We start from the raw sequence: 25,062 nt of genomic DNA on the forward strand, positions 1-25,062 counted from the left end.
CTTTTCATAGTCCTGGCAAGACAAATATTTAAATAAAACATATAGCTACTAGGTGGGAACATACATGGACAAGCCAAACGTAATTCTCATAGTCCTCGATACCCTCAGAAAGGACTACTCCAGCGGGATAGAGCACAAGCTGATTAGGGACTTTGGATTCACAGGATACGAGAACGCAATAGCTCCCTCACCATGGACTATCCCGAGTCATGCGTCAATGTTTACCGGTCTGTATCCTATATACCACGGGGTGCACGAGGGCAAGAGAAGAAAAGTTCCTGATGTGAAGTTTAAGGAAGATGGAACGTACCTGCACGAGATTCTAGATTCCCTTGGATATACAACATACCTCTTCACTGCAAACTTCTTTATCGGGCCAGACTTTGGTATAAAGGGCTTTTCCGAATTTCACGACACACTGAAACCCCTTATCGAGGATCAGGACAGAGAGAAGCTCAGCCGGGTTCTCAAGAAGTATCAGCCCAAAAATGGGCTGGAACTTGTCAAAGCCCTGATGAAGGAAAAGAAGTTTGTCCTGCCCTTCAAAGTCCTCTGGAGAATCATAAGCAGATACGGAGAGGGATGGCCAAAGGATAAGGGTGCAAAAGTTACGAACAAACTCCTCAAGGAACTCAACTTTAAAGCCCCATCCTACATCTTCATCAACCTGATGGAAGTCCACGAACCGTACTCCCTTTTTGAAGGATTCACAGATGCCCCCGTGGTCAACAGACTCCTTGGGCAAGAGCCTGAGCTGGTGGAGAAGTGGAGGAAAGGGTATCCCGAACAGGTTAAATACCTTGAAAAGAGACTCGTGGAGATGCTCAACATCCTTCAGGAGAAGGGGATACTCGAGAACTCCATAACCATAGTGACCAGCGACCACGGTCAGCTGCTCGGGGAATACGGAGGAAAACTTGGGCACGGTGTTTTTCTCCATGACGAACTTTTAAGAGTCCCTTTCCTTATCAGATTGCCCAATAAAGAACCTCCCCATGAGGAAAATGGATATATCAGCCTTGCTAGGATAAAACCTATGATTTCAAGCACTGTTCAAGGCAATGAGTTCAATCTTACATCAGAGTATGCTATAGTGGAGAGTTTTGGTACCCACTATCCTTATCCCAACTTGACGGAGGATAAAACGGAGCTTGTCCAAGAGATTGAGAAGTACAGGATAAAGATCTACCACAGAGAGGGCACTGCGATCTTCAGCGTTGATGACTGGCGCTTTGAAGAGGTAAACGCGGAGAACGAAGAAAAGTTCAGGAACATCGCCAAAAAGCTCATCGTCAAACATATAAGCCTTTTCGCAGGCAAGGGGGTGGCCAAGTGAGGCCGGCCGTTTCCGTCGTTATTCCTACATACAACCGAAACAAGCTCCTAACACGGGCCATTGAAAGCGTTTTAAGCCAAGAATTCAACGACTTCGAGGTTCTCGTAATAGACGGTGCGCGAAGCGAATCGACGAGAGAACTCGTCAGGTCCTTCGAGGACGGGCGCCTGAGATACATCCCCCAGAAAGGAAAGGGGATAGCGAACGCCCGCAACCTGGGAGTGATGAAGGCCAGAGGGGAGTTCATAGCGTTCATCGATGACGACGACCGCTGGCGGGAGGACAAGCTCGAACTCCAGATGGAGGCCTTCAAGGAGCTCCCAAATAACTACGGCCTGATATACACGGCGTTCACATACTACTACCTGGAGCGGGGAAAAATCCTGGGGGTAAAGCACCCCCGTGCGAGCGGGAACGTTTACCGCCACCTGCTGAAAGACAACATAACAGGCACGTCCACCATAATGGTGAAGCGCGAGTGTTTCAAGAAGGCGGGGCTTTTTAGGGAGAACTTTCCGACGTGTGAGGACTGGGACATGTGGCTGAGGATGTCGAAGATATGCCTTTTTGGGGCGATAGACGAGCCGCTGGTGGACTACTCAATCCACTCCGGCCAGTTCTCCTTCGCCAAGTACCTGGCAGGGAGGTACAGAATGATAGAGGAGCACGGGGACATAAGACATGACCCGCGGGTTCTGAGCTACCACCTCCTCCAGATAGGGATTCTCAAGCTCTTTGGAGGCGATAGGAGCGGTGCAGCGGAGATCCTGAGGGCGTTTCGCCTCAACCCGACGATGAGGGGGAACTCCGTCGACATTCTGAGCTCTATCCTCGATGTGCGGACAAAGATATACATCCTCAAGTTCCTTGGCAGGCTCTGAGCCCGATTACTTTTTAAACCCCCATAGAAAAGTCCCATTAGGTGACCCAAATGAACACCGCCCTCATCGCAGTCATCATTGGAATCGCTGCCTTCTGGGTTATCCTCTACGCCCTCTTCGGAAGACGGGAAGAGAGGGAGGAGGGCCTAACGGTTGACCTCTTCATCGCCATGTGGCGCACAAAGCGGCTCCTCGGGTTCATCGACGGTCTCGCAAGTAGGAGCAGACGCTTCTGGAAGGTCTACGCGGATGTCGGAATCGCCCTCGGCTTTATGGGCATGGTCTACGTCTTCTATGCCCTCCTCAGAACCGCCCTGCAGACCATCCAAACGGGTGGTGAGCAGGCGGGGGTTCAGCTCGTCATCCCCGGGATAACCATACCCCTCTGGTACGGCCTGATAGCCCTCGCTGTCGTCATGGTGGTCCACGAGCTGAGTCACGGAATAGTGGCGAGGGCCGAGAACCTGCCGCTGAAATCTGTGGGTCTGGTTCTCCTCGCAGTCATACCCGGCGCCTTCGTCGAGCCGGACGAGGAGGCGCTTGAGAGGGCCTCCCTGCGCACCAGGCTGAGGGTTTACGGAGCCGGCTCACTCGCCAACGTTGCAACGGCGCTCCTGGCTGTTTTGATCCTCAACTTCGCCATCTCACCCGTTCTTCAGCCATCCGGAATCCTCGTGTCCGGCGTGCTGGAGGACGGCCCGGCCCACGGAATCCTTCAGAAGGGGGACGTTATAGTCGCCATGGACGGCCTTCAGATAAGGGACATGGAAAACTTCATAAACTTCATGAACGGGACGAAGCCAGGCCAGACCGTCACGCTCACGGTCCTCAGGGGAGGTCAGGAGCTGAACCTCCCGCTGAAGCTCGGGACGCATCCGGATAACCCGGAGAAGGGCTACATAGGGATCTACCCCGCGCAGAACGTGGTCTCAAAGGTTGGAGCCGACTGGCTGGTGCTGCCGCTGTTCTTCACATTCTACTGGATATACGTGCTCAACATAGGCATCGGACTTATGAACCTCTTCCCGCTCGTCCCGCTGGACGGCGGGAGGATGCTCGACGACGTGTTCAAACGCTACCTGCCGGAGAGCGTCGCGAAGCCGGTCAGGTACTTCACCATAGGGGTGGGCCTCTTCCTGCTGGCTCTCAACATTCTCCCGGCAATAATGAACCTCGCAGGGTGAGCCCGGCTGCAGCCCTCAACCTTTTTAAGGGACGTCCCAATTCCAGTCCGGTGAGTGGATGAAGTGCTCCAAGTGTAACCGCGAGGCAGTCTATCACGCTCGCTACACGGGTAGGTACTACTGCAGAAAGCACTTCAACGAACTCGTGGAGAAGAAGTTCAAGGAGACCGTCAAAAGGTACCGCCTCATAGAGAAGGGTGAGAGGATAGCCGTGGGCGTGAGCGGCGGAAAGGACAGCGTCGTCCTCATGCACCTCCTGGCGAAGCTGCGCGAGAGGTTCCCCTTCGAGCTCGTGGCCGTAACGATTGACGAAGGAATAGCCGGATACAGGCCTCCCAGTGTCGAGATGGCCAGGAGGAACGCCGAGAAGCTGGGCATAGAGCACAGGGTCTATTCATTCAAGGAGTACATGGGCTTCACCCTGGACGAGACCGTTGAGATAATGGGGAGCTTTGAAAAGGGCGAGAGAGTTGGGGCGTGCTCCTACTGCGGCGTCTGGAGGCGCTGGCTCCTAAACTACGCGGCTAAGGACGTGGGCGCCGACAGATTGGCCGTGGGGCACAACCTCGACGACGAGGTTCAGATGTTCATCATGAACATACTGCGCGGTGATGTGGCACGCCTCGGAAGGACCGGTCCCTACTATGAGGAGATACACCCAGAGCTGGTCCCCAGGATAAAGCCGCTCCGTGAGATTCCCGAGAAGGAGATAGTTCTCTACGCGGTCCTCAACAACATAGAGGTTGATTTCAGCGAGTGCCCCTACACCGTTGAGGCATTCAGGGCCGAAATTCGGGACTGGATCAACGAGATGGAGGAGAGGCATCCGGGGACGAAGTATCAGATACTGAGGAGCTACGACAAGCTATTCCCCCTCATAGCGAGGACGTACACCAAAAGGACGAGCGAGCTGAACAGGTGCAAAATCTGCGGCCAGCCGACGACGGGAGAGATATGCAAGGCCTGCCAGTTCCGCCTCCAGGTGGAGAAGAGGGCAAGGGAGAGGGGGCTGACCTTCAGGGTTAAATGAATTTTGGTTTTTAAAGCTGTTAAGTAGCACTTAACAAAGTTTATAAACTGCCATTAGTTATTGGTTAACATGAATGAGGAACTCGCAAAGGTTCTCGTTGAGTGAAGAGCTAATCCAAGTGAGCTACGACGTTTCAGACCCCGAAACCTTCGGCAGAGAGGTAAGGGCCCTCAAAAAGGCCATGTGCGAGTTCGGGATTAAAAGGGCCAGGCTGATAACCTGGGACGTCGAAAAGAGCGTGGATGGCGTAGAAATAATCCCACTCTGGAGGTTCCTCCTTGAGGACTATTGAAACGCCGATTCCGCTCGAAGAGCTCGAGGAAATCATGGAAAAGAGCGGGGCAGAGGTTAAGCTGACGGTTCTCGGGAAAATCGAGAGAAACGGCATACCCCTCAGCAGGGTTCTGATAGAGGGAAACGAAAGGGAAATCGAGCGCTTCATGGAGACGCTCCGCCTGGCGAGGGCGGGAGGTTAGTTTGGGGAGCAAACTTTTGATGGGTTATTTCTTTGCGTTGGGAGGCATAGTCCCGGCGTTCGTTTTGCACTCCTCGGCAAATTTAGCAGGACTCACAGTTCAGAGGATCAAATAAAGGAAAAGCAGAAATTAGACCTTTCCGGGCTTCTCTATTTCTACTCTCCCATTAACGAGGCGGAAGACGTAGCCCTCCGCCGTTGGGGCAAAATCCGGCAGCGGAGAGGTCCTTACGAACATTCTCTCGACGCCGGGGTTCTCCGTCGGCTGGAACTCTATGAGGTACTGGCTGTAAAGGGCCATCCAAGATACCAGCTCCTCGGAGGCACGACATCTGTTGAGGAGGAATATGTTGAGGGGCCTTTTCCTGTTCTCAAAGAGTCTGGCGCGCTCCTTGAGGGCCATGAGACGCTGAAAGACCCTTATGAAGTTCTTCTCGCCGAGGAGGAAGGCCATCCCGTCAACCGTGACGTCAATCCCCACAGGCCTCTTGTCCCCGATTCTCTCCCTCAGGACCCTCCTGTAGAGCTGGTTGTACTTGGGAAGGAACGTGCTCACGTCTATTGTTAGATCCGTGTAAACGTAGCCCTCGGAGTACTTGAGGCTGTAGAAGGACGAGAATATGTCAATGACCGCGAGGTCCCCCTTTCCCCCAAGTTCATTAAGGTTAAAGTTTATCGCCCCAAGCTTCATTCTGAGGGGCGTTATGGGGAGTACTGAGTCCAAAATGACACCAAAATCGCCCATCTCCATTCTCCGCCTCAGTATCTCAAACCCAAGGGCCCAGCCGCGGGAGTATGTGTCATAGGTTATCAGCAGATTGCTGTCCTCCAAGAGGCCTCCCCCAAGTGCCTCATCGAGGATGGGAATACCTGTGCTAAGTATCTCCACCTCAACCACCAACAAGATATTCATGCATCAAAGTATTTAACTCTAAGCTCCTCTAACTGTTTTAAGGAAAATCGGTACAGGGACAATTGAGCATCGTGTTCTGAAATTCAGAGAAAGTCCGGGGTATAAATAGGTGAATGTCGTATCCCCACTTGGTGATAAGCGTGGAAGAAGTTAAGGAACTTAGGGAAGTGCTCGAGAGGGTCGAGGGCAAGCTGATAGCGGCGGGGAAGATGTACGGGGCGATGAACTTTGGAGCCTGGCTCTCGGTGATGCTGCTCTACTACGCCATCATAGGAGTCTTCGACCTCCCGTGGCAGTTTAACCTGATCTACTGGCCGGCGGCTTTTGTGGTAGCAATGGGATTCACCGGAAGGGTGTGGAAGCGTCTTCAAAAACTGGGAAGGGTTACCGGAAGAGAAGCGGAAGCATCGACCCTCGGAGGGATCTTAGTAGCTCTTTCCTGGATAACGGGGATAATCCTGGGATGGGGCATTGTTCCAAGGATGCACCTCGGGGTGAACGCCGAAGCGAGCCTGGCCATGGGGTTTCTAAGCTTCATAGCATTCTCTGTATTCGCAATGTGGCTGGTTTTTGCCAAATACGGTGGGGCCGAGCGTGAAATAATTCCCGCTTTTCTTATCCCCGCCATCGGGATACCTGTTGCAATGGGGATGGAAACGGGCGCTATGGCATGGGCAGGCTTCGTTGTGGGGCTGGGGTTCACCCTTACCGTGATGTGGTACCTCCACTCGGCCTTCAGGGCAATAGAGCGGTGATAGCATGGAGGCTCTGCGGGAGCTGAGCAGGAACAACACACTCGGAAATCCGGTTAGGTTAGGGGTGATGCTGTATCTGCTCCCCCGAGGGAGGGTGCTCTTTAGGGATCTCCTGGAGGTCCTGGAGGTAACACCAGGCAATCTTGACTCACACCTTAAGGCCCTTGAAAAGGCCGGCTACATTGAGGTCTACAAGGTGATAGCGGACAGACCGAGGACAGCCGTTAGAATAACGGAGAAGGGAGCGAAGGAAACCGGAGAGTATCTGAGGGCCCTGAAGGAAGCGCTATCACTCATTCCCGCGGAGGACTGAACGGATAGCCCTTCTTCGTGACATTTTTCTTTTGCAAGCCTCGCCCTTTAGGGCGAGAACGACCACCCAACTGGCCCTTAATCGGGAAAGCAACACTCTTTTAAAGCCTAAGAGTCATACTATGCTTTGAAATGAAGCGCTCAGTAACAGTAAAACTCCAGCCCTCAACGGAACAAGAAAAGGCTCTTTTCGAATTAGCTCACGCTTCAGCAATAATCTGGAACAAGCTCAATTACCAGCGTTTAAAACAATTCAAAGAATTCGGTAAGATTGATTTTAACGGGACGGAAAAGGAAGCCTATCACGAGTTCAAAAACTGGATTGGTGGCTCAACAGTCCAGCAGTTGGCGAGGAAGAACGCCGAAAGCTGGCGCTCATTCTTCGCCCTCAACAAGAAGAAAAAGAGTGGAGAATTACCAGAATGGTTCAAGCCAAAACCTCCGGGTTTTGTTAGAGAAGAGAACGGGAGGAAAATCTTCATTATACTACTCCGGAACGACCAATACAAGATTGACGGGAATGTCATCGAGTTGAGACGCCTCGGAAAGTTTGGGAGACTGAGAATCCAGTTTAAAGGAAAAATTCATCTTAAAGGCAAGCAGGGGCGCTTGGAGATAACTTATGACAACGTTAGGAAGAAGTGGTATGCTCACGTTAGCTTTACCGTGGAAGAAAAACTAATCAATGGTGAGTGGGTGAGAGTTCCGAGACAACCCTCGGGAAACCTATCGGCGGGAATTGACTTGGGAGTGAACAACCTTATGGCAATCTACGTTGAAAACGGGGAAAACTTCCTCGTGAACGGGAGACCCTTAAAGAGCATTGATTTTTACTGGCGGAGGAGAATAGCCGAGTATCAATCCAAACTCAACAGGAGTGGTTCCAAAAAGAGCAGGAAGCTCAAAAGAATGCACGAGAATGCCAAACTTCAGGCGAAGCACTACATTAATACTGCTGTTAGACAGACCCTTGAAAAACTCTACCAGTTAAGTGTTTCCAGAATCGTGGTTGGCTATCCGAAGGGGATTGCCAGAAACTCTGAGAAAGGCAGGAGGCAGAATTTCATTCTCTCCCACGTCTGGCGGTTCAATTATGTTATTAAACGCTTAAAAGAGGTTGCCGAAGAGTATGGTATCACTGTCATTGTTGTTAATGAGGCTTTCACTTCTCAATCTTGCCCTCTCTGCGGCCAACGCCATTCGAATGGTAGGATTTTCAGGGGTTTGTTTAAGTGCCGCAGGGAGGGCGTTGTAATGAACGCTGACTTAGTTGGAGCGTTTAATATTTTGAAGAAGGCAGTAAAAACCATAACCCCGAGCCTGCCGGGTTTAACGGTGGGTAGGGGTAACTGGCTCAAGGCCGAGCCGGAGGGGTTGAAAACCCGCTTTCTAGTGGGTCTGAATGAGACCCCTCAAACCTCTCCGCCCTTAGGTTAGGGGTTTCCTCGGCGGAAACCCCCCTTCAGGACGGGGAAGAGGTCATCACCACCCTCCAGCCGGTTCCAAGCAGTTAAACCTTTCGGTGACCCTCCTCTTCAGCCTTCCTTTTCAGCTCCTTCTTCCGCTCGAGACGGTACTCCTCAACCAGGCGGAGCATCCGCTCGACCTCCCTCTCCTCGTCCTCCAGCCTCCACTTCTCCAAGAGCCCGTCAATGGCCCTCTCCAGGGTCTCGCGCTCCACAACCGCGAACTCATCGACGCGCTTGACGTCAAGCTCCTCCGAGGTGAAGAAGGGCACGTGGGCCTCGCGGAGCACCTCCGCCACCGGCTCCGGAACCGGTTTCTCCGTTATGAGGGCCAGGATGCCCTTCTCGACCAGCTCCTCGGCGATCGCCTTCCCCGCCCCAGCTGGGTTCACCACGAAGAGTATATCCCCGCGCCTGATCCCGATGTCGCGCTCTATCCTCTCAAGCTCGCGCCAGCTCAGAACCTCCATAACCTTGAGGGGGACCGCACTCCCCCTAATCTCCACAACGTTCATGCGCTTTACCTGCACCAGGTCCCTGCTCAGACGCTCTATGACGGATTTGGCCTCCCTCAGCTCCCGTTCAAGCATCTCTATGCGCTTGACCTTCGCCTCCAGCTCGCGCTCCCTGAGAATCTTCCGCCTGATCTCCTCATCGTAATCGACGAGCTTCCGCTCGAGTCTGCCTATCGTCTTCCTCTGCTCACGGATAATCCCCTTCAGCTCCTGGTTCTCCCTCTCCAGGAACTCGATCCTCCTCTCAAGCTCGCGGATTCTCCTGAGGTACTGCTCAACGTCCGGGCCCTGCCTCATGACCTCTTCGGGCTTCTCCTCCGCCCTCGGCCTCTCGCGGAGCGCTACCTTCTGCATGGCCTCTCCAAGGTTGTAGCCCTGTATAACGAGGGCCTTTACCTCGTCGGACTTCTTTGTCAGGCCGGCCTCCCGCAGCCTGGCATCCACGTGTTCCAGCTTCGGCTTCAGCCGGAGGTAGGCCTTGTAGGCGGCGGCCAGAGCATCGCGCTGGTGGTCATCCTCAACGGTTATTCCGAGGTCCCTCAGCAGTTCGTTCTTGTCCTGAACGCGGAGGCTCTCCCTGGGAACGAATAGGTTTGCCTTGAAGGAGCGTGCTATCTTCTCCACGAAGCCCGGGGCGGGGGAGACGTCGGTGGCCACTATGACCGGGTGACCGACCTCGCTGATGAAGCGAAAGACCTCGCCGATGGGCATGTTTCTCTGGCTGTGGAGGGCCACTATCCTCCCGTTCAGGTCTATAGCCGCTATACCGACCGTTATCCCCGGGTCTATGCCGACTATGATGCTCCTCCTCTCCCGTATCGCCTCCTCACCCTTCAAGGGAGCGAAGCCGAGCTCAGCCCTCTCAACCGGCTGAATCTTCACCTCAACGTCCCCGCCGCGCGCGGGCCTTATCAGCCCCGCCAGCTCCTCCCTGGCCGCGTAGACTCGGAACTCCCCCCTGGCCAGGCCGTAGTCCCTCTCCTCCGTTTCGAGGTCGAAGGGTATATCCGCCCTTCTGAGCCTGTCCTCTATCTCCCTCACCTTATCCCTGACGAGGTTGTGAACGCGCTTTCTGTAGCGGTCCTGGCTCCAGCCACCTTTACCGTGGCTCCTTCCCCGGGTGACCTTGATTATAACCTCGTCCTCGAAGGCGAGAACCTCGTAGCCGACCCCCCTGCTCGCAAGGAGTGCGGAGAGCCTGGCCTCCTCGTAGGGGTCGAAGCGATCTCCTGCCCTTATGCCGTGCTCCTTCGCGAGGCTCTGGAGGGAGCGCTGCTCTCCGGGCCGTCCGGTCACCTGAACGAGCTTCGTTCCGGATGGAAGGGCGCGGAGGAACTTCCTCAAGTCCTCGCCCAGCTCGGTGACGCTGTCAACGGCGACCATCTCGGGCCGCTTCGACTGGATGAACCGGATCAGCCTGTAGAGTGTGAACTCACCCTTTCTCTCCAGCCTGCCGTTGAACCAGCTCACCACCGCGAACTTCTTCGGATTCTCACTTATCACATCAATGCCGAGGATTAGAATAGGCCTCACCCTCATGGGCTTTGTAGGGGGTAGGAAAGAGGATTTAAAAAGGTTTCAGACCTCAAGCGAGGTCCTAACGGCGACCTCAAATGCCCGCGTTATGGTTTCCAGGGCCATAGAGGGCCTCGGCTTTTCCAGGGCCTGCTCGTGGATAAAGGGCACGTGGATGAAGCCAGCTTTAGTTTCCATCCCTGCAACGGCTATCGTGTGGAGCGCCGTGAACATGGCGGCGTTGCAGACGTACGTTCCGGCCGTGTTGGAGACCGCCGCAGGGATGTTCTCCCTCCTGAGGGCAGCAACGATGGCCTTCACCGGTAGGGTCGCAAAGTACGCGGCCGGGGCGCCCTCAAAGACCGGCTCGTCCTCGGGGGCAAAGCCCTCGTTGTCCGGCATCTTGCTGTCCATCACGTTTATCGCAACCCTTTCAACGGTCACGTTGGGCCGTCCCCCAGCCTGACCCGTCATGATAACCACATCGGGGCGCTCCTCCACGATGAGCCTCGGCAGAATCTCCCTGACTCCCCTGAAGGTCACCGGCAGCCTGTGTTTTATCAGCCTCGCCCCGCCTATGCTCTCCGGAAGCCGCTCAACCGCCTTCCATGACGGGTTTATCTCCTCTCCCCCAAAGGGTTCAAAACCTGTTATGAGAACCTTCATCTCAATCACCGGGAAGGTTAGGTTTTTAGGGTTTAAAAACTACTTCGAACGAGGGGTGAGGATGAAGTACGATGTTCTCATCATTGGTGGCGGGCCCTCGGGCAACTACCTCGCGAACCTGCTCGCCAGGGATTTCAGCGTTGCAGTAGTCGAAAAGAAGGGTGCGTTTGGAGGTAAAGCCTGCACGGGCATCATCGGGGCGGCGAACTACGAGAGGCTTGGCCTCCCCGAGGAGGCTGTAATAAACGAACTCCGCGGTGCGGTGTTCTACTCACGGATTCAGAGCTTTGAAATAGAGAGGAAGACCCCCCAGGCATACCTGGTGGACAGAAAAGCCCTGGAGAAGAGCCTGGCCGAAAGGGCCGCCCAGAGGGGCGTGGAATACTACATGGCCACGACTTTCAAGGGGTTCAGGAACGGGAAGGCGGTACTCCAGCACCTGGGGGAGAACCTCGAGGTTGAGGCGAGCTTCTACGTTGGGGCAGACGGAGTTAACAGCTCCGTTGCCAAAGCCATCGGAGCCAGGACGGACGCGGAGTTCCTGAGCGGCTATGAGATGGAGGTCGTTGGAGAGTTCAGGAAGGATTTCGTTGAGGTCTGGGTGAACAAGGACATGAACGAGGACTTCTTCATGTGGGTGGCGCCGGTGAACGAGGGGCTGGCGAGGGTCGGAACCCTCGGGAGCATCGAGGCCCTCAACCGCTTCCTCAGGGTGAGGATGCTCAAGCCCACCTCCATAGTCGAGTTCAAGGCCGGTTCTGTGGGATTCGGAATCAGAAAACCCTGGGTGAGGGGCAACGTGGCACTGCTCGGGGACGCGGCGCTGCAGATAAAGCCGACCACCGCGGGGGGAATCGTCTTCGGGATGCTCTGCGCCCGTGCCCTCAGGGAAGCCCTGATGGTGGGGAAGCTGGCTGAGTACGAGAGGCTCTGCCGGGAAATACGGAATCAGATAAGCTTCGGACTGCGCTTCAGGAAGATTTTCAGGGGAATGAGCCAGGAGAACATCGAGCGCGTCTTTGAGGTTCTCGGAAGCGCGGAGGCAAAGGAGGTCATAGAAGGGCAGGCCGACTTTGACGACCACGTGAAGACCGCGAAGGCGATACTCAGGAGGCCGAAACTCCTCGCAAAGCTAATAAGGATAAGCCCGAGCATCGTTCGCTACCTCGTCTGAGGAGGTGAAAGGGTGGCGACGTGGAGGATGGGGCTCCAGGAGGAGTACCTGAAGGCGATAGCCGAGGGAAGGAAGAGGATTGAAGGCAGGCTTTACGACGAGAAGAGGCAGGGAATTAGGCCGGGAGACGAGATAGTCTTCGAGAACAAGCTGGTGTGCGTCGTGAAGGACGTGAGGGTTTACTCTTCTTTCAGGGAGATGCTGGAGAAGGAGGGCCTTGAGAACGTCCTCCCGGGAGTGGGGAGCGTCGAGGATGGTGTTAAGGTGTACCGCCGCTTCTATTCGGAGGAGAAGGAGAGGAAGTACGGGGTGGCGGCGATAGAGGTCGAGCCTGTTGCATGGATAGGGAGTACCCGTGAGGTGGTTACCTAGCAATTTAGGAAAACAGGAAAACTTTTTAAGTTTAAATACATAAACACGAATGAACACAATAATATCCGCACAGGATTTTAACGGTACGAAACGAAAATTGATTTCCCTGGTTCTTCTCATTTTTGTTACTTCAGCTTTATTCCCACCGGTTCTTGCCGACGGCCGGCTACAAACGAGGTGGGTACAGCACTCCCCAGAGAAATACCAGCCGAGAACTCTCTACTCCTACCCATGGGACAGCACGGAAGGTCTCTCAGGATGGAATACCTTCAGGGAGAACGAGAGCTTTTACCTAACCTGCCTGAAGGTTATAGCCCCCGCGCGAAGCGGCTATCCGCGGAACTCTTCCGAGTTTCAGAAGCTCGTTGAGTGGGTAAAATCCCAGCAGAGAGAAGATGGTTCGTTTCCCGCGGTAATAACGGACGACTACCCTGAATCTGACTCGGAGTGGTTCTACTGGGAGCTTTCAAAGGCAGCCGGGACGGGGCTTGGAATTCTGGCCCTCCTAGAAGCGGGAGAGAGTCAGGACTCCAAAGAGGTAGAGAAAGCCGCCCAGTTCCTCCTGAAGAACGAGAGCAAAGACCACTGGACGAGCACGGTGTACCTGTACTGGGAGAAAACCGGACTTCACAAGGTAAACGAGTCGCCCAGCATAGTTGCCACTGCCTACGCTGTGGCGGCGCTATCGAGGCTCGGCTACCGCTTTTCTAAGGAGTAGGAATGGCTGAGGGAAAGGCTAACACGCGAGAGGCCCATAACTCCGTATCTCAACAACTTCTTCACGGGTTTCCTCTTCCCGATGCCGTACAGGGACATGAGAGCATCCTACGAGAGCGTGGTTTTACCCCTCCTCTTCCTCGGAGAGGAGAACATGGCGCCGCCGAACGAGACGCTTGAGTTCATAGCTTCACTGTTCGAGAAAACCCAGTATAGCGGAGACGCAACGCTGAGACTGAGCTTTGAAGGAACGGTGAACTACACAGTTGAGGAGATAGCATACTGGACGAACGGCTGGAAAGTTATCGAGAGCTGGAAAGGAACGGGGAGAAACATCAGAGTAAAGATCAAACCAGAAAACTCAAGAGGGGAGATCAAATTCCTAATACGTTCCACTAGACCTCTCCTGAGCAACGAATCCGGCATCTTCAAGGGGAACATGAGGCTCTACCTGGAGCTTCCGGAGAACTACATCAGCTTCATTGGGGAGGGATACCCCAGGAAAAGCGTTTTCCAGTTCAACGACGGGAAGAGCTACGCAGTGATAGAAAGCCCATACTTCGACGCCTCCTGGAACCACGACGTTTACTCAACGGCAATAGCCCTGATATGGCTGTATCTCGCAGGGAAAGATGAAAAAAGTATTGGGGAAGCCCCGAAGTTCCTTGAGCTTGCAAGCCCCGGGGACGATATGAGCTTCGACGGCGATGCCTACGCCCTGATAGCGCCGAGCCTATATGGAGGAAAATGGGAAAGCGACAAACCAGGGGCAGTGAAAGAGAAACCAAGCTCCTCATCCAGAGTTTCATGGAAGTTGCCGGTGGTTTTTGCGATAGGGCTTTTGATCGGGGCGCTTTTAGGCATTAAAATTGGAAGAACCGAAAGTGGCAAATCTTAAAGACACCCCTATTCGGTTAACACAATCGCTTAATACCTAAGGAATCTCACATTGAGACCAAAGTCCCTCAACGCCTCAAAGTCCCTATCAAGCGTTATTAAAGGTAGATCGTTGGCCAGAGCTGTAGCGCCGATAAACAGGTCTCTTAAGCTCATCGGCTTTCCTTTACTTCTCAGCCTTTTGTAGAGGTAAGCGGCAACCTCCGCTGATCTCCTGTCAAATGGGAGCTCAATGAGTGAATCCAACCAGATCAGTTCATCCTTTTTCGGAAATCCCACTAAGAGTTCAAAGCGTGTTACGGAGGTCATGTAGAACAGGTTGTCCAGCTCTAGGAGCCTCTCAAGGAGCTCTTTGTTTCTTGCTATTTCGATTATCACGTTCGTATCAATGACTGCCCCCATTCTTCAAACGCCTCCTCAATTTCTCTGATCTTCTTTTTGGCTTCTCTATATTCTTCTTCGCTTAAAATGCCGGCTATGTGCCTCAGAGCATCGGCGTTGCCTTTTCTTTCCTTCAAAAACTCCCTAAAGAGCTCGCTGAAGGACTTGTTGCCCTTAATGCGGAGGAGCTCATTGTAAACGTCATCGGAAACCGTAATGGTCTTTACCATTAACATCACCAATGTATTGAATACATGCATCATATTTAAGCATTATTGTTACAATGAGAGTCGTCAAGATATTCTTAAAGATAACAAAAGAGGAGACAATGAAATTACATTCTGAAAAGCAAAATGCATTAGGCGGCGTGAAGGGCCTGCCTAAGGATTTCCACGGCTTCTTTCTCCATCAGGAACGCCTTTCTTATGTCCCAGAGACGTGGAATCCGCCTGGTGGGCGACTCGAAGTTCCATAGGTTCGCCCTGATGTCTTCCAAGTTATCCGCTCTCCAAGCACCCAACATCAAAGCCGTAGCGTTGTCATTGAGTTCCAACGCCAATTGCAGAGTTTTGTTATCAACCCCCAAGACAGTTGCGTTCTCATAGAGCTCCATGAACTTGGCACGGTGATCAAGGAACCAGGTGGTCCACAGGCACGACAGCTTAATCCAGATATCGTACGTGGACTGGGTATTGACCTTTATCGTTACGCTTCTGACCTCTGTGCTAAACCAGTTTCCAAGGGAATCCCTGCCCCATACTCTAAGGGTGTAGCGCCCATTTCTTAATCCCGTCATGTTCAAGTACCAATTAGTGGCCGAAGCGTTGTTCATAGTGAAGTTCCTGCTACCCCACTCCAGTAGAACAGACTTCAGAGGCTGGCTGGACGTGACGTTGATGAAAACGCTGTTGGAGTTCAATACGTCACCATCCTCCGGAGTCGGAGGAACGAAGGACAGGGTTATCGTCCTGTTGACGGCAATCGTTCTAATACCACTGGTGAACCAGTTCCCGAGGGAATCTCTGCCCCATACTCTAAACGTATAACGACCGTTTGTCAGATTGGTCACGTTTAGATACCAGCTCGTGTTCGATAGCATTTCCATGGTGAGATTCTGGCCGTTCCATTCCAGCAGGATAGTCTTTAGAGGCTGACCGGAGGTAACGTTCACCAGAACATAGTCAGTGTTAACCACCGCACCGTTTTCAGGAGTCGGAGGGACAAAGGAGAGAACGACCGTTGAATTCACGGTAATGGTTCTGACCTCTGTGCTAAACCAGTTTCCTAGGGAATCCCTACCCCAAGCCCTGAACTCGTAGTGGCCGTTTGTTAGCCCTGTTATATTCAAATACCAATTGGTGCGTGATGTGTTGTGCATGGTACGGTTGTGTCCGTTCCATTCCAGTAGGGCGATCTTAAGAGGCTGGTCTGAGGTAACGTTTACGAAAACGTAGTCTGAGTTTACTGCACTGTTATTCTGGGGGGTTGGCGAGACAAGGGATAGCGAAATCGTTCTGTTTATAGCAATGCTCCTAACCTCGCTGCTAAACCAGTTCCCCAGCTGATCCTCTCCCCATGCTCTAAACGTGTAGCATCCATTCGTTAAGTTGGTCATCTCAATGTACCAGTTCGTATCGGAGGCACTCTGCATGGTGAGGTTCCGTCCGTTCCATTCCAGCAGGACAGTCTTTAGAGGCTGACCTGAGCTCACGTTTATTAGAACTCTATCGGTGTCCATAATAGCGCCGTTCTCAGGAGTCGGAGGGACAAAGGAGAGAACGACTGTTGAATTCACTGTAATTGTCCGTGTTTCACTGCTAAACCAGTTTCCGAGGGAGTCATTGCCCCAGACCCTAAAGGTGTAGTGCCCATTTGTAAGACCCGTCATGCTCAGATACCAACTCCTGCTAGACCCTCTGTGCATTGTGAAGTTCTGGTTATTCCACTCCAGTACGGCAGACTCAAGGGGCTGGCTTGAAGTGACGTTTATCACGACGCTATCAACGTTCACCACTGCACCGTCAGAGGGGGTTGGCGGGACAAAGTAAAGCTGGACAGTTGAATTTACAGTAACAGTCCTAACTTCGCTGCTAAACCAATTTCCAAGAGAATCATTACCCCAAACCCTAAAGGTGTAAACTCCGTTCATGACGTTGCTCATGTTTAAGTACCAGTTTTTACTGGAGATCTTCTGCATTGTAAAGTTCTGACCGTTCCATTCCAGCTTGGCACTCTCCAAAGGCTGATCAGAAGTCATATTAATGAAAACATAATCGGTGTTTATCACTGCACCATTATCTGGAGTCGGCTTAACAAATGACAAGTGAACAGTCCTGTTTACTGTAACACCCCGAGCCTCGCTGGTGAACCAGTTCCCTAAGGAATCCTTGCCCCAGACTCTGAACGTATAATGACCATTAATAAGGCCGGTCATGTTTAAATACCAGTTCTCACTGGAGGTTTCCTTCATTGTGATATTCTGCCCGTTCCACTCCAGCTTGGCAACCTCTAAAGGCTGGTCAGCAGTAACGTTCACGAAAACACTATCAGTATTCACTACTTCACCATCAGAGGGAGTTGGCTGGACAAAATACAAGTGGATCGTCGAATTCACCGTAACTGTTCTAACTTCACTGACAAACCAGTTTCTTAATGAGTCATTACCCCATACCTTGAAAGTGTAATGACCGTTCGTTAAATTGGTCACGTTCACGTACCAGTTAGTGTCTGAGGTCTCATTCATCGTAATGTTCTCCCCATCCCACTCCAGTTTAGCAACCTCCAAGGGCTGACTGGAGGTAACGTTAACGAAAACATAATCAGTGGCTACCACGCTACCGTTCTCTGGAGTTGGAGGAACAAAAAGCAAATGGACAGTAGTGTTTACAGTAATCGCTCTCATTTCAGTGGAGAACCAGTTTCCAAGGGAGTCATTGCCCCAAACCCTAAAGGAGTAAACTCCGTTCGTCACGTTGGTCACGTTTAGGTACCAGTTAGTGTCGGAGGCTTTATTCATCGTGATGTTCTCACCGTTCCACTCCAACAGGGCAGTCTTCGGGGGTTGGCTGGAGGTTACATTAACAAACACGTAATTTATATCCACTACGCTACCATTTTCAGGTGTCGGGAAAACAAAAGATAGATAAACTGTTGAATTCACTGTGATTGTCCGTGTTTCACTGCTAAACCAGTTTCCCAATGAGTCGTTACCCCAGACCTTGAAAGAATGAACTCCATTCGTTAGGTTAGTCACGTTGAAGTACCAGTTCTCACTTGAAAGTTTTTGCATTGTAATGTTCTTACCGTTCCACTCAAGTAGAGCAGTCTCCAACGGCTGGTCGGCAGCAACGTTCACAATGACGTAGTCAGTATTCACCACAGCGCCGTCAGCCGGAGTTGGAGGGACAAGCAATAGGTGAATTGTCCCGTTCACGGTAACAGTTCTAACCTCACTGGCAACCCATTTCTCCGATAAATCCCTGCCCCAAACCTTGAAAGTGTATTCCCCGTTAGCCAAACTGGTCACGTTCAAATACCAGCTGGTATCGGAGGCCTTCTGCATCGTGAGGTTCTGACCGTTCCACTCTAGGAGAGCACTCTCCAGAAGATTGTTGGAGGTCACGTTAACAAAAATGTAGCCCGATGTTACAACGCTACCGTTCTCTGGAGTCGGAGGGGTAAGAGATAATTCAGTAGGCCCTGTGTAGTGGTACTGGGTCTTGACTATGGCGTTCGTGTCTTGGATAATTGCACTGCTGTTTCCTTCTGAGAGGCTTACACTGGCAATAGAGGGAGTATTGTCAGCAGGAGCGACGTTTGTAACGGTTACTATTGCGTTGCTATCGCCAGTATGGAAGCCCAGGTCTCTAATGCCTTCCGGCGGGAGGTATCCGTCGAGAGGGATATTGAGAGCCCAACAATCACCTCCCCCAGCACCGAAGCTGTCGGTGTAACCAGCGACAATAACGTTCCTATTTAGAGTTATTGCAATAGAGTTAGCTCCATCCGAATAGTATCCACCGTAAGTTTTTTCCCATGTTACATTCCCTTCGCCGTCAAGCCCAAAAACCCAAACATCCCCTCTACCAGCACCGAAGCTTTCGGTGTAGCCCACCACGATGACGTCCCCATTCTCAATGGCAACCGCATGGGCCTCGTCATCTCCACTTCCACCGTAGGTCTTTTGCCATTTCACACTCCCATCATCACCGTTAAGACCGAGGATCCAGGCATCTTTCCCGCCAGCACCGAAGCTGTCAGTATAGCCTGCCACGATAACGTCCCCGTTGTCAGTCAAGGCAACACCGTAAGCCTCATCCTTTCCGTTTCCCCCATAAACCTTCTGCCATTTTAGAGTTCCATCTCCATCAAGTTTGAAAACCCAGAGATCGGCTCCATTATATCTCCAGTCAGTTGCCCCGTAAAAACCGGCGACAATGATGTCCCCATTATCAGCCAAAGCAATCGCGCGAGCCCCATCTATATCGCTTCCTCCGTAGGTTTTCTGCCATTTTACAGTTCCGTTCTCATCAAGCCGAAGAACCCAAGCATCAATACTTCCAATGGTGCTGTAGGAATACCCAGCAATAAGAATATCCCCACTGTTTTCGTCTATGACAACGCCGTAGCCCCGATCAAAAGAGAATTCCCCGTAGGTTTTCTCCCATTTTACAGTCCCATTCTCGTCAAGCCTGAGAACCCACATATCGCCATTCCGAGTATTGAAGCCGTAAGTGTAGCCAACCACAACGATATCTCCGTTTGGAGCTACGGCAACTGCATAGGCCCCCTCCCAATCGCTTCCTCCATAGGTTTTCTGCCATTTTACAGTTCCGTTCTCATCAAGCCGAAGAACCCAGACATCATTATAAGCAGCATTGAAACTCCAGGTGTATCCTACTATGATAATATCTCCGTTTGGAGCTACGGCAACTGCATTAGCCTCATCCAAACCGTCCCCTCCATAGCTTTTAGCCCAGTATGCAGTTTCTTGTGTGATGCTCTTGGCCATTGTGTAATTCTCAAAAAGTACGGGTACTAATCCCAAACTAATAACAAACAAAATAATCAGTCCTAAGCTTGCTAGTTTTCTCTCCATAGCGAGGTCACCTTCCCACCATATTAATTAAAAGAGCTTAAATACATTTCTTGGTATCAACCAGCATCACTAAGAATCCTGTAAAACAAGCTGGAAAGAAAATGGAGAGCAATCACAGATACCTCTCCTTCACCCATCTTACGAAGTAGTCTGGGTTCAGCTCCTCGCCGATGGCCTTCCTGAGAAGCTCCTTCGGTGGGTAGATGCTTCCGTGTCTGTGGATTCTCTCGCGGAGCCAGGCCTTTATCGGCTCGAACTCCGCGTTGGCCACTTTCTCCTCGAAGTCCGGGATGTCGCGCTTCATGTGGTAGTATATCTGCGCCGAGAGGAGCGTTCCTATGCTGTAGGTCGGGAAGTAGCCGACCGTACCGTGGGCCCAGTGGATGTCCTGGAGTATTCCCTCGGCGTAGGTCTTGGGCCTTATGCCGAGGAGGTTCTCCATCTCGTCGTTCCAGAGCTCGGGGAGGTCTCTGGCTTTAACGCCCTCGTTGAGCATCATGCGCTCGAGTTTGAAGCGGAGGAGTATGTGGAAGTTGTAGGTGACCACATCCGCCTCGGTCCTTATGAAGTCCGGCCTAACTAAGTTGAAGTACAGGTAAACATCCTCCGGAGTGTAGTTTGCCATGAAGGGCAGGTTCTCCTTCAGGACCGGGTAAATGAGTCCCGCGAACTCCCTTGAGCGGCCGATGATGTTCTCCCAGAAGCGGCTCTGGCTCTCGTGGATTCCAAGGCTGACGCCACCGACTATCGGGCTGAACATAAACCTCTCGTCCTGCTGGAGCTCGTAGAGGGCATGCCCGAACTCGTGAACGGTGCTCAGAATCGTCCTCCTGAAGTCGTAGCCCTCGTAGCGGGTGGTTATCCTGACGTCCCTTATTCCAAACTCTGTTGTGAAGGGGTGGGCAGAGACGTCCAGGCGGGAGCGGACGCCGAGCGGGAAGCCGAACTTCTCGAGGATCCAGCGGTTCACCTTCTCCATCTGGGCCTGCTCATAGTGCTCGTTCTCGAGCGGGTGGCTCTGGGGAACCCTGCCCTCCTCCATTATCTTCTCAACTAGCGGTTTCAGCTCCTTCTCCAGCCTGTCGAACATCTTCTCGACGTCCTTGGTGGTGGTTCCCTCCTCGAAGAGGTCGAGCAGTGCATCGTAGGGCTCGTTCTCATAGCCGAGGTACTCGGCGGCGCGCTTGGCGAGGTCTATAATCCTGTCCAGCCAGGGCTCGAACTTGGAGTAGTCATCTTTCTTCTTGGCCTCCTCCCAGGCCTTGGTGGCCTGACTCGTGACCTCGCTCATCTCCCTGAGGAACTCGGGCGGGAAGGAGCGGCTTATCCGTATGTTCCTGTCCAGAACGCGAACAACACCGTGCTCGTACTCGTTGAGGTTCTCCAAACCTTTGGCCTTCTCAACGAGTTCGACGAAGTCCGGTTTGAGCAGAAACTCCTGGGAAAGCACGGAAAGCTCACCCTGGGCCACGGAACGCTCGAGGATTCCCTCCCCAGGCATGTTGACCTCCATGTCCCATCCGAGGACGCTCTGGGCATGTCCTATGGCCCATATCCTCCTGTACCTGGTCAGAATCTCCTTAATCATCTCGTTTTGGAAGACGCTCTCCATGGCAATCACCCCGTATCACTTTGAAGAATTTTCGAAGGCAGTTCTTTTAATCTTTTCGACGTCCATCTAAACGAGAGCTGGAATGATTCACTCCACCCGTCTTTTTAACCTCCCCCTGAGCACCGGGATCACGGCAAGCAAGGTTACAAGCCCCGGCCCGCAGATTTTGTGGCTCTCTTTCGCACCGGTTCCCGAAGTTCGCGTAACCGTTACGTTCCCCACTTGAGGCCCCTTTTCACCCCTACAAATCCCAAAACTCACGCTCGAATTGAAATACAGGTTGGGCAGAATCCTAAAGTTAGGTAGATTCCTAATCCAATCCCCTTGGGGACTCATGAGCCTGAGCAAATCGAAAGCAGGCTTTAAAGTTCCATTCACGTAATACAGCGCGTAAACGCCGGAAGAATTATCAACCGGAAAGAGGTAGTCCCCTGGACCGAGGACTAACCCGAAACTGGGCCCGCCCGCATAATAATAGTTTCCGTAGTCGAACCCTGCCGTGGGGATTATTAAATAACCCTTCCCGTCTTTTGCCGCGGCGAGATGCCACTCCCACACCTCTGGAGGGTAATACTCAGCCAGCTCACTCAGGGGAATCCTGAGGGTCGTCCCATTAAACCGGAAAACCATGTAATTCCCCTCAACGGTTCCATTGGCAACAAAACCGCTGGAGTTGTGGAAGTTGTTAATCAACCGCCAGCAGGTCCCATTAAGAATGTAAGAGGTTGAAGAGTTTAGAACCGGGGAAAACTCCTCCCAGAGGAGTTCGTAACGCTTTCTCCAGACGCCAAACCTGAACTCGTAATGCCACCAGCAGGGTTCCTTAGCGTTCCCCCACGTTGGGGAGATGTTGAAAAACCTCGGAACACCATTCACGACGAGATAGGGGTAGCGGTAGGGAATCCACCCTGCCATCGTGACAACGAGGATTGCGGAACTACCGTTTGAAACCATGGAGTATGAGAGCGAGACATAGCGCGAGTACCTGCCTCCAAAAAACTCAAAGAAAAATTCACGGGCTGGGAGCGGGGTTATCCATGTTTGCGGCATTTCTGCGATGACGGGATTTTTCAGGTTTCTGAGGGGGTCGCCTTGAGGTGTGATTAGCCTTAGAACATCCACGAGGGGTTTTAACCTTCCCTTCAAGTACAGGAGGATTGGAATTGACTGGTTGGCTTTTAACTCAACGCCTTTCGAAAAGTTAACGCCCGCGTAAACTTTTCCGTCGGATTTCCAGTAGCTCAAATGTAGGGGGTAAACGAGGAAGCATTTCCGGTGGATGGTTTTGTAAGAGGCGGTTGTGGAGTTCCAGATGTAAACCACGTCAGAGTACACTACTCCCCCAAGGTCGTTCAGGAGCTGTTTTGGGTAGTATTTTAAAAGCCCTTTCACCGGAACTTTGAAGGTCGTGTTTGAGCCGTTGAACACGACGTATTCGCCTTTCACGTGTCCAACCAACTGGGAGTTCATGGTATAGTGTGTGACAACCACGGGTACTGCGTAATTGCATGTTAGATAGTCGTAGGTTGTGCCATTTTTTGCCTGCCAATGTAAAAGGGGAGCGCCATTGTATGCGAATATATCAAAGCTGTTTGTTGGCCAGGGAAGGGTTACGTTTCCGAGTTTGTGGGTGACTCCCGGGAGGTTTGTCAGGTTCACATATTTGAAAGTCCAGTTCGTAATGTTGTAATACGAGTGGCATGCCCGGTAAAGAAGACGATAATCTCCGGGAGACGAGCCGTTCACCCGCCAGTAAGGTTTTACTGTGATAATGAAGTATGGTAAGATTCCAATACTGTGAGGTCTCGATCCCTTAATTGTGATTTGATAGGCGTGAAAGGTTTGAGTGGCAGAGGCAGAGACCTCCTGAGATGGAATGTGGAGGATTAAAAGCAGGAGAACAAGAAAAAGACCAAGCCTAAACGTACGGTTCATTGAGTTCCCTCCTGCATAGACAAATTAATGTTAATTCCGGTGGCGTCTCAGAAGGAGGACAACCGAAGTCGCGAGAACTATGAGTCCTGGCCCGCAGATGCCCTTGGTTTTGGTTTTCGTTGCGTTGCTTCTTGGGGTCGTTTCTATCCCAGTGGTCGTGCTGGTTGGGGTGTTGGTTGCCCTTTTGCAAATCGTCACGTTCACAATCCTAACACTGTCCGGGAACCAGTAGCCGTTTATCGTGTTCGTGGTGTTGATGTAGAGGATGGTAACGTTCTTTACCTGACCGTCCTTTTTAAGCACAAAATAAACCGGAAACTGGGTCCAGTTTGCAATTACTGGGCGTTGATTTGACAGAAGCCAAGGAACTGAGTATGACCCGTTGGCAACGCTCGAGTTTGCAATGAGGAAGAAATCTGCTGAAGGAGGTATCCTCACTTCAGTCTTATTGCCAACCTGAACCCATGTGCCGTTGATGAAGACGTACTTGGCCCTGAACTTCTCTGGAATTTCAATCCTCCAGCCATTAATAGTGTCTCTTAGAGGAGAAAACCTTCTTATTATCGGAGACTCCGCCAAACTTACATTGACACTCTCAGCACAGAAGTTTTTTGTATCAAGTTTGTAGATGTAGCTTAAACTCACGCCATCCCCCATTTCCTTTGAGTAGACAAAAACATTCATGTTAACATGCCAGGAATCGTTTATGTAATGTATTTCATCGAAAAAGAAACCCACTTCACTTACAGGTGCCGGAGCATAAGAAGGAAGGGTTGAGAGCACAAGGGAAGTGAGGTTCAGGAGATAAAGTCGGGAACCGTTGAAGAACAGCAAATACTGATAATCTTGGTAAACTTCGGCCGAGCAACTGTCCATACCGCAGTAAACGCCGTAATTATCAACATCAACGTTAATCAGGGCGCTCGTTCCGTTCGAGATGGCCGAGTATCTCACCTCGTAGAGAAAACCGCCGAGGTCCACATTATAGATTGCCGAAACCGGGGAGGCGAGGAAAAGGAGGAGGAGGAGGATGGGGATTACCAGTCTTGACATCTTCCCCTCACCTTGTCAACGACTCTTAGGTCTGTACCGAAGTAGTAGGCCCTGGTTGAGAATGCACTGGGGCTTACTTCGAGGAGGGCTTTATAGTAGTCACAGGCACGGTTAATGCACTGTCTTTCTGTTTCTGGAGTGGGTGTTTCATCACAGCCGACTTTTTCATGAAAAGTGCCGTTCTCCCACCATCCTTGAGTGCTTTTACAGTACGCACAGTTGCTCGGTTCTCCAATTATGCTGTTGTCGGCTTCCATCTCAATGGAAAGCCCATGGTTCAGCATCCACTCCACGCGGGATACCAAATCCTGAAAAGTATAATCATTTCCATCGTCTAATTTGGTAGTCTGATAGTAGTAGGGCTGAACGAACACGTGGTCAAAATACTCCGCAAGAGCGGGAATAGTAACATAGTCAGAGTTCGTTATCCACTTCATAGCCCTGTTCCCAATCGTAGGAATCCAAATCAGCTCCTGTCCGTGGTTGTGAACGTAGTTGGACATCTTTTGAATGAATTCCACAGACACACCGGCGGCATCATTGGGAGTTGCCTGAAGGCAACTCTCGTAGCTCCAGTAGAAGCCGAGCCTGTTGCTGTCAACGACACTAAGGACACCGTCAATCCAGTCCTTCCAGTAGGAATTATTGAATCCCTTGGACGGGTTATCCCTCGGTTTTTTACTCCCGTACTTGTAGAACGGAATCGGCACGTAGTAATTCATACTGCCTACCCTTGATGAGAGCCACAAAGCCATGCGAAGCCCATCATCATAAC

The 25,062-nt window shown here is 51.9% G+C and carries 23 protein-coding genes; 13 read left to right on the forward strand and 10 right to left on the reverse strand.

Annotated features, from left to right (window positions below; translation table 11 throughout):
• Positions 1–52 precede the first annotated feature (52 nt).
• From APY94_RS04545 to APY94_RS04570, 6 genes are all read left to right on the forward strand, one after another.
• A complete protein-coding gene (locus APY94_RS04545; protein ID WP_245610413.1) occupies positions 53–1,336 on the forward strand; it encodes a sulfatase-like hydrolase/transferase in 1,284 nt (427 codons plus the stop codon).
• Positions 1,333–2,217 carry a glycosyltransferase gene (locus APY94_RS04550; protein ID WP_058938510.1) on the forward strand — a complete coding sequence of 295 codons (885 nt, stop codon included), beginning with the start codon at positions 1,333–1,335 and terminating at the stop codon, positions 2,215–2,217. Before APY94_RS04545 ends, APY94_RS04550 begins: the two co-directional genes overlap by 4 nt.
• A 50-nt stretch (positions 2,218–2,267) precedes the next feature.
• Entirely contained in the window at positions 2,268–3,401 is a 1,134-nt protein-coding gene (locus APY94_RS04555) for a site-2 protease family protein (RefSeq protein WP_058938511.1), read from the forward strand.
• 58 nt (positions 3,402–3,459) lie between these two features.
• On the forward strand, positions 3,460–4,431 hold the full coding sequence (locus tag APY94_RS04560; protein ID WP_058938512.1) for a TIGR00269 family protein: 972 nt from the start codon (positions 3,460–3,462) through the stop codon (positions 4,429–4,431).
• Positions 4,432–4,504: 73 nt separating this feature from the next.
• Positions 4,505–4,723: a hypothetical protein gene (locus APY94_RS04565; protein WP_058938513.1), complete on the forward strand. Its 219-nt coding sequence runs from the start codon at positions 4,505–4,507 to the stop codon at positions 4,721–4,723.
• Positions 4,710–4,907 (forward strand): TIGR04140 family protein, encoded by a 198-nt coding sequence (locus APY94_RS04570; protein ID WP_058938514.1) that lies wholly within the window; start codon positions 4,710–4,712, stop codon positions 4,905–4,907. The genes APY94_RS04565 and APY94_RS04570 overlap by 14 nt, the downstream gene beginning before the upstream one ends.
• Positions 4,908–5,036: 129 nt before the next feature.
• On the opposite strand, the gene APY94_RS04575 is transcribed toward APY94_RS04570, so the two are convergent.
• Positions 5,037–5,795 (reverse strand): P-loop NTPase family protein, encoded by a 759-nt coding sequence (locus APY94_RS04575; protein WP_058938515.1) that lies wholly within the window; start codon positions 5,793–5,795, stop codon positions 5,037–5,039.
• Positions 5,796–5,959: 164 nt separating this feature from the next.
• On the opposite strand from APY94_RS04575, the gene APY94_RS04580 reads away from it, so the two are divergent.
• The 3 genes from APY94_RS04580 to APY94_RS04590 all read left to right on the forward strand — a co-directional run bounded on the left by APY94_RS04580 (position 5,960) and on the right by APY94_RS04590 (position 8,323).
• Positions 5,960–6,574: a hypothetical protein gene (locus APY94_RS04580; protein WP_058938516.1), complete on the forward strand. Its 615-nt coding sequence runs from the start codon at positions 5,960–5,962 to the stop codon at positions 6,572–6,574.
• Between the two features lie 4 nt (positions 6,575–6,578).
• Positions 6,579–6,887 carry a transcriptional regulator gene (locus APY94_RS04585; RefSeq protein ID WP_058938517.1) on the forward strand — a complete coding sequence of 103 codons (309 nt, stop codon included), beginning with the start codon at positions 6,579–6,581 and terminating at the stop codon, positions 6,885–6,887.
• A gap of 131 nt (positions 6,888–7,018) precedes the next feature.
• Positions 7,019–8,323 (forward strand): RNA-guided endonuclease InsQ/TnpB family protein, encoded by a 1,305-nt coding sequence (locus APY94_RS04590; RefSeq protein ID WP_058938518.1) that lies wholly within the window; start codon positions 7,019–7,021, stop codon positions 8,321–8,323.
• Between the two features lie 73 nt (positions 8,324–8,396).
• On the opposite strand, the gene APY94_RS04595 is transcribed toward APY94_RS04590, so the two are convergent.
• Together APY94_RS04595 and pcp are read right to left on the reverse strand one after the other, a co-directional pair.
• Complete coding sequence (locus APY94_RS04595; RefSeq protein WP_058938519.1) at positions 8,397–10,406, reverse strand: DUF460 domain-containing protein; 2,010 nt, start codon at positions 10,404–10,406, stop codon at positions 8,397–8,399.
• Positions 10,407–10,445: 39 nt separating this feature from the next.
• Positions 10,446–11,048 (reverse strand): pyroglutamyl-peptidase I, encoded by a 603-nt coding sequence (gene pcp / locus APY94_RS04600; protein WP_058938520.1) that lies wholly within the window; start codon positions 11,046–11,048, stop codon positions 10,446–10,448.
• Positions 11,049–11,109: 61 nt separating this feature from the next.
• On the opposite strand from pcp, the gene APY94_RS04605 reads away from it, so the two are divergent.
• The 4 genes from APY94_RS04605 to APY94_RS04620 all read left to right on the forward strand — a co-directional run bounded on the left by APY94_RS04605 (position 11,110) and on the right by APY94_RS04620 (position 14,209).
• Positions 11,110–12,222, forward strand: coding sequence for a geranylgeranyl reductase family protein (locus APY94_RS04605; RefSeq protein WP_058938521.1), 1,113 nt, complete (start codon positions 11,110–11,112; stop codon positions 12,220–12,222).
• A 12-nt stretch (positions 12,223–12,234) separates the two neighbouring features.
• Complete coding sequence (locus tag APY94_RS04610) at positions 12,235–12,594, forward strand: ASCH domain-containing protein (protein WP_157065471.1); 360 nt, start codon at positions 12,235–12,237, stop codon at positions 12,592–12,594.
• Positions 12,595–12,643: 49 nt separating this feature from the next.
• Complete coding sequence (locus APY94_RS04615) at positions 12,644–13,312, forward strand: prenyltransferase/squalene oxidase repeat-containing protein (protein ID WP_157065472.1); 669 nt, start codon at positions 12,644–12,646, stop codon at positions 13,310–13,312.
• 81 nt (positions 13,313–13,393) lie between these two features.
• Positions 13,394–14,209 carry a hypothetical protein gene (locus APY94_RS04620; protein WP_058938523.1) on the forward strand — a complete coding sequence of 272 codons (816 nt, stop codon included), beginning with the start codon at positions 13,394–13,396 and terminating at the stop codon, positions 14,207–14,209.
• 29 nt (positions 14,210–14,238) lie between these two features.
• Here APY94_RS04620 and APY94_RS04625 read toward each other — a convergent pair whose 3' ends face one another.
• From APY94_RS04625 to APY94_RS04655, 7 genes are all read right to left on the reverse strand, one after another.
• Positions 14,239–14,610, reverse strand: coding sequence for a type II toxin-antitoxin system VapC family toxin (locus APY94_RS04625; protein WP_058938524.1), 372 nt, complete (start codon positions 14,608–14,610; stop codon positions 14,239–14,241).
• A complete protein-coding gene (locus APY94_RS04630; protein ID WP_058938525.1) occupies positions 14,583–14,819 on the reverse strand; it encodes an antitoxin VapB family protein in 237 nt (78 codons plus the stop codon). Before APY94_RS04630 ends, APY94_RS04625 begins: the two co-directional genes overlap by 28 nt.
• 128 nt (positions 14,820–14,947) lie before the next feature.
• Positions 14,948–19,687 carry an NHL repeat-containing protein gene (locus tag APY94_RS04635; protein WP_058938526.1) on the reverse strand — a complete coding sequence of 1,580 codons (4,740 nt, stop codon included), beginning with the start codon at positions 19,685–19,687 and terminating at the stop codon, positions 14,948–14,950.
• 112 nt (positions 19,688–19,799) lie between these two features.
• A complete protein-coding gene (locus tag APY94_RS04640; RefSeq protein WP_058938527.1) occupies positions 19,800–21,299 on the reverse strand; it encodes a carboxypeptidase M32 in 1,500 nt (499 codons plus the stop codon).
• A gap of 87 nt (positions 21,300–21,386) precedes the next feature.
• The gene (locus APY94_RS04645; RefSeq protein WP_058938528.1) at positions 21,387–23,234 is read right to left on the reverse strand and encodes a CGP-CTERM sorting domain-containing protein; all 1,848 of its coding nucleotides are present in this window, start codon (positions 23,232–23,234) and stop codon (positions 21,387–21,389) included.
• A 30-nt stretch (positions 23,235–23,264) separates the two neighbouring features.
• Positions 23,265–24,287, reverse strand: a complete 1,023-nt coding sequence (locus APY94_RS04650) for a CGP-CTERM sorting domain-containing protein (RefSeq protein WP_058938529.1) — start codon at positions 24,285–24,287, stop codon at positions 23,265–23,267.
• Positions 24,272–25,062, reverse strand: a 791-nt coding sequence (locus APY94_RS04655) for a DUF4855 domain-containing protein (protein ID WP_083500616.1), incomplete at its 5' end; no start/stop codon positions are given. The genes APY94_RS04650 and APY94_RS04655, both read right to left, overlap by 16 nt.

The sequence above is a fragment of the Thermococcus celericrescens genome, assembly GCF_001484195.1.
Lineage (GTDB): Archaea > Methanobacteriota_B > Thermococci > Thermococcales > Thermococcaceae > Thermococcus > Thermococcus celericrescens.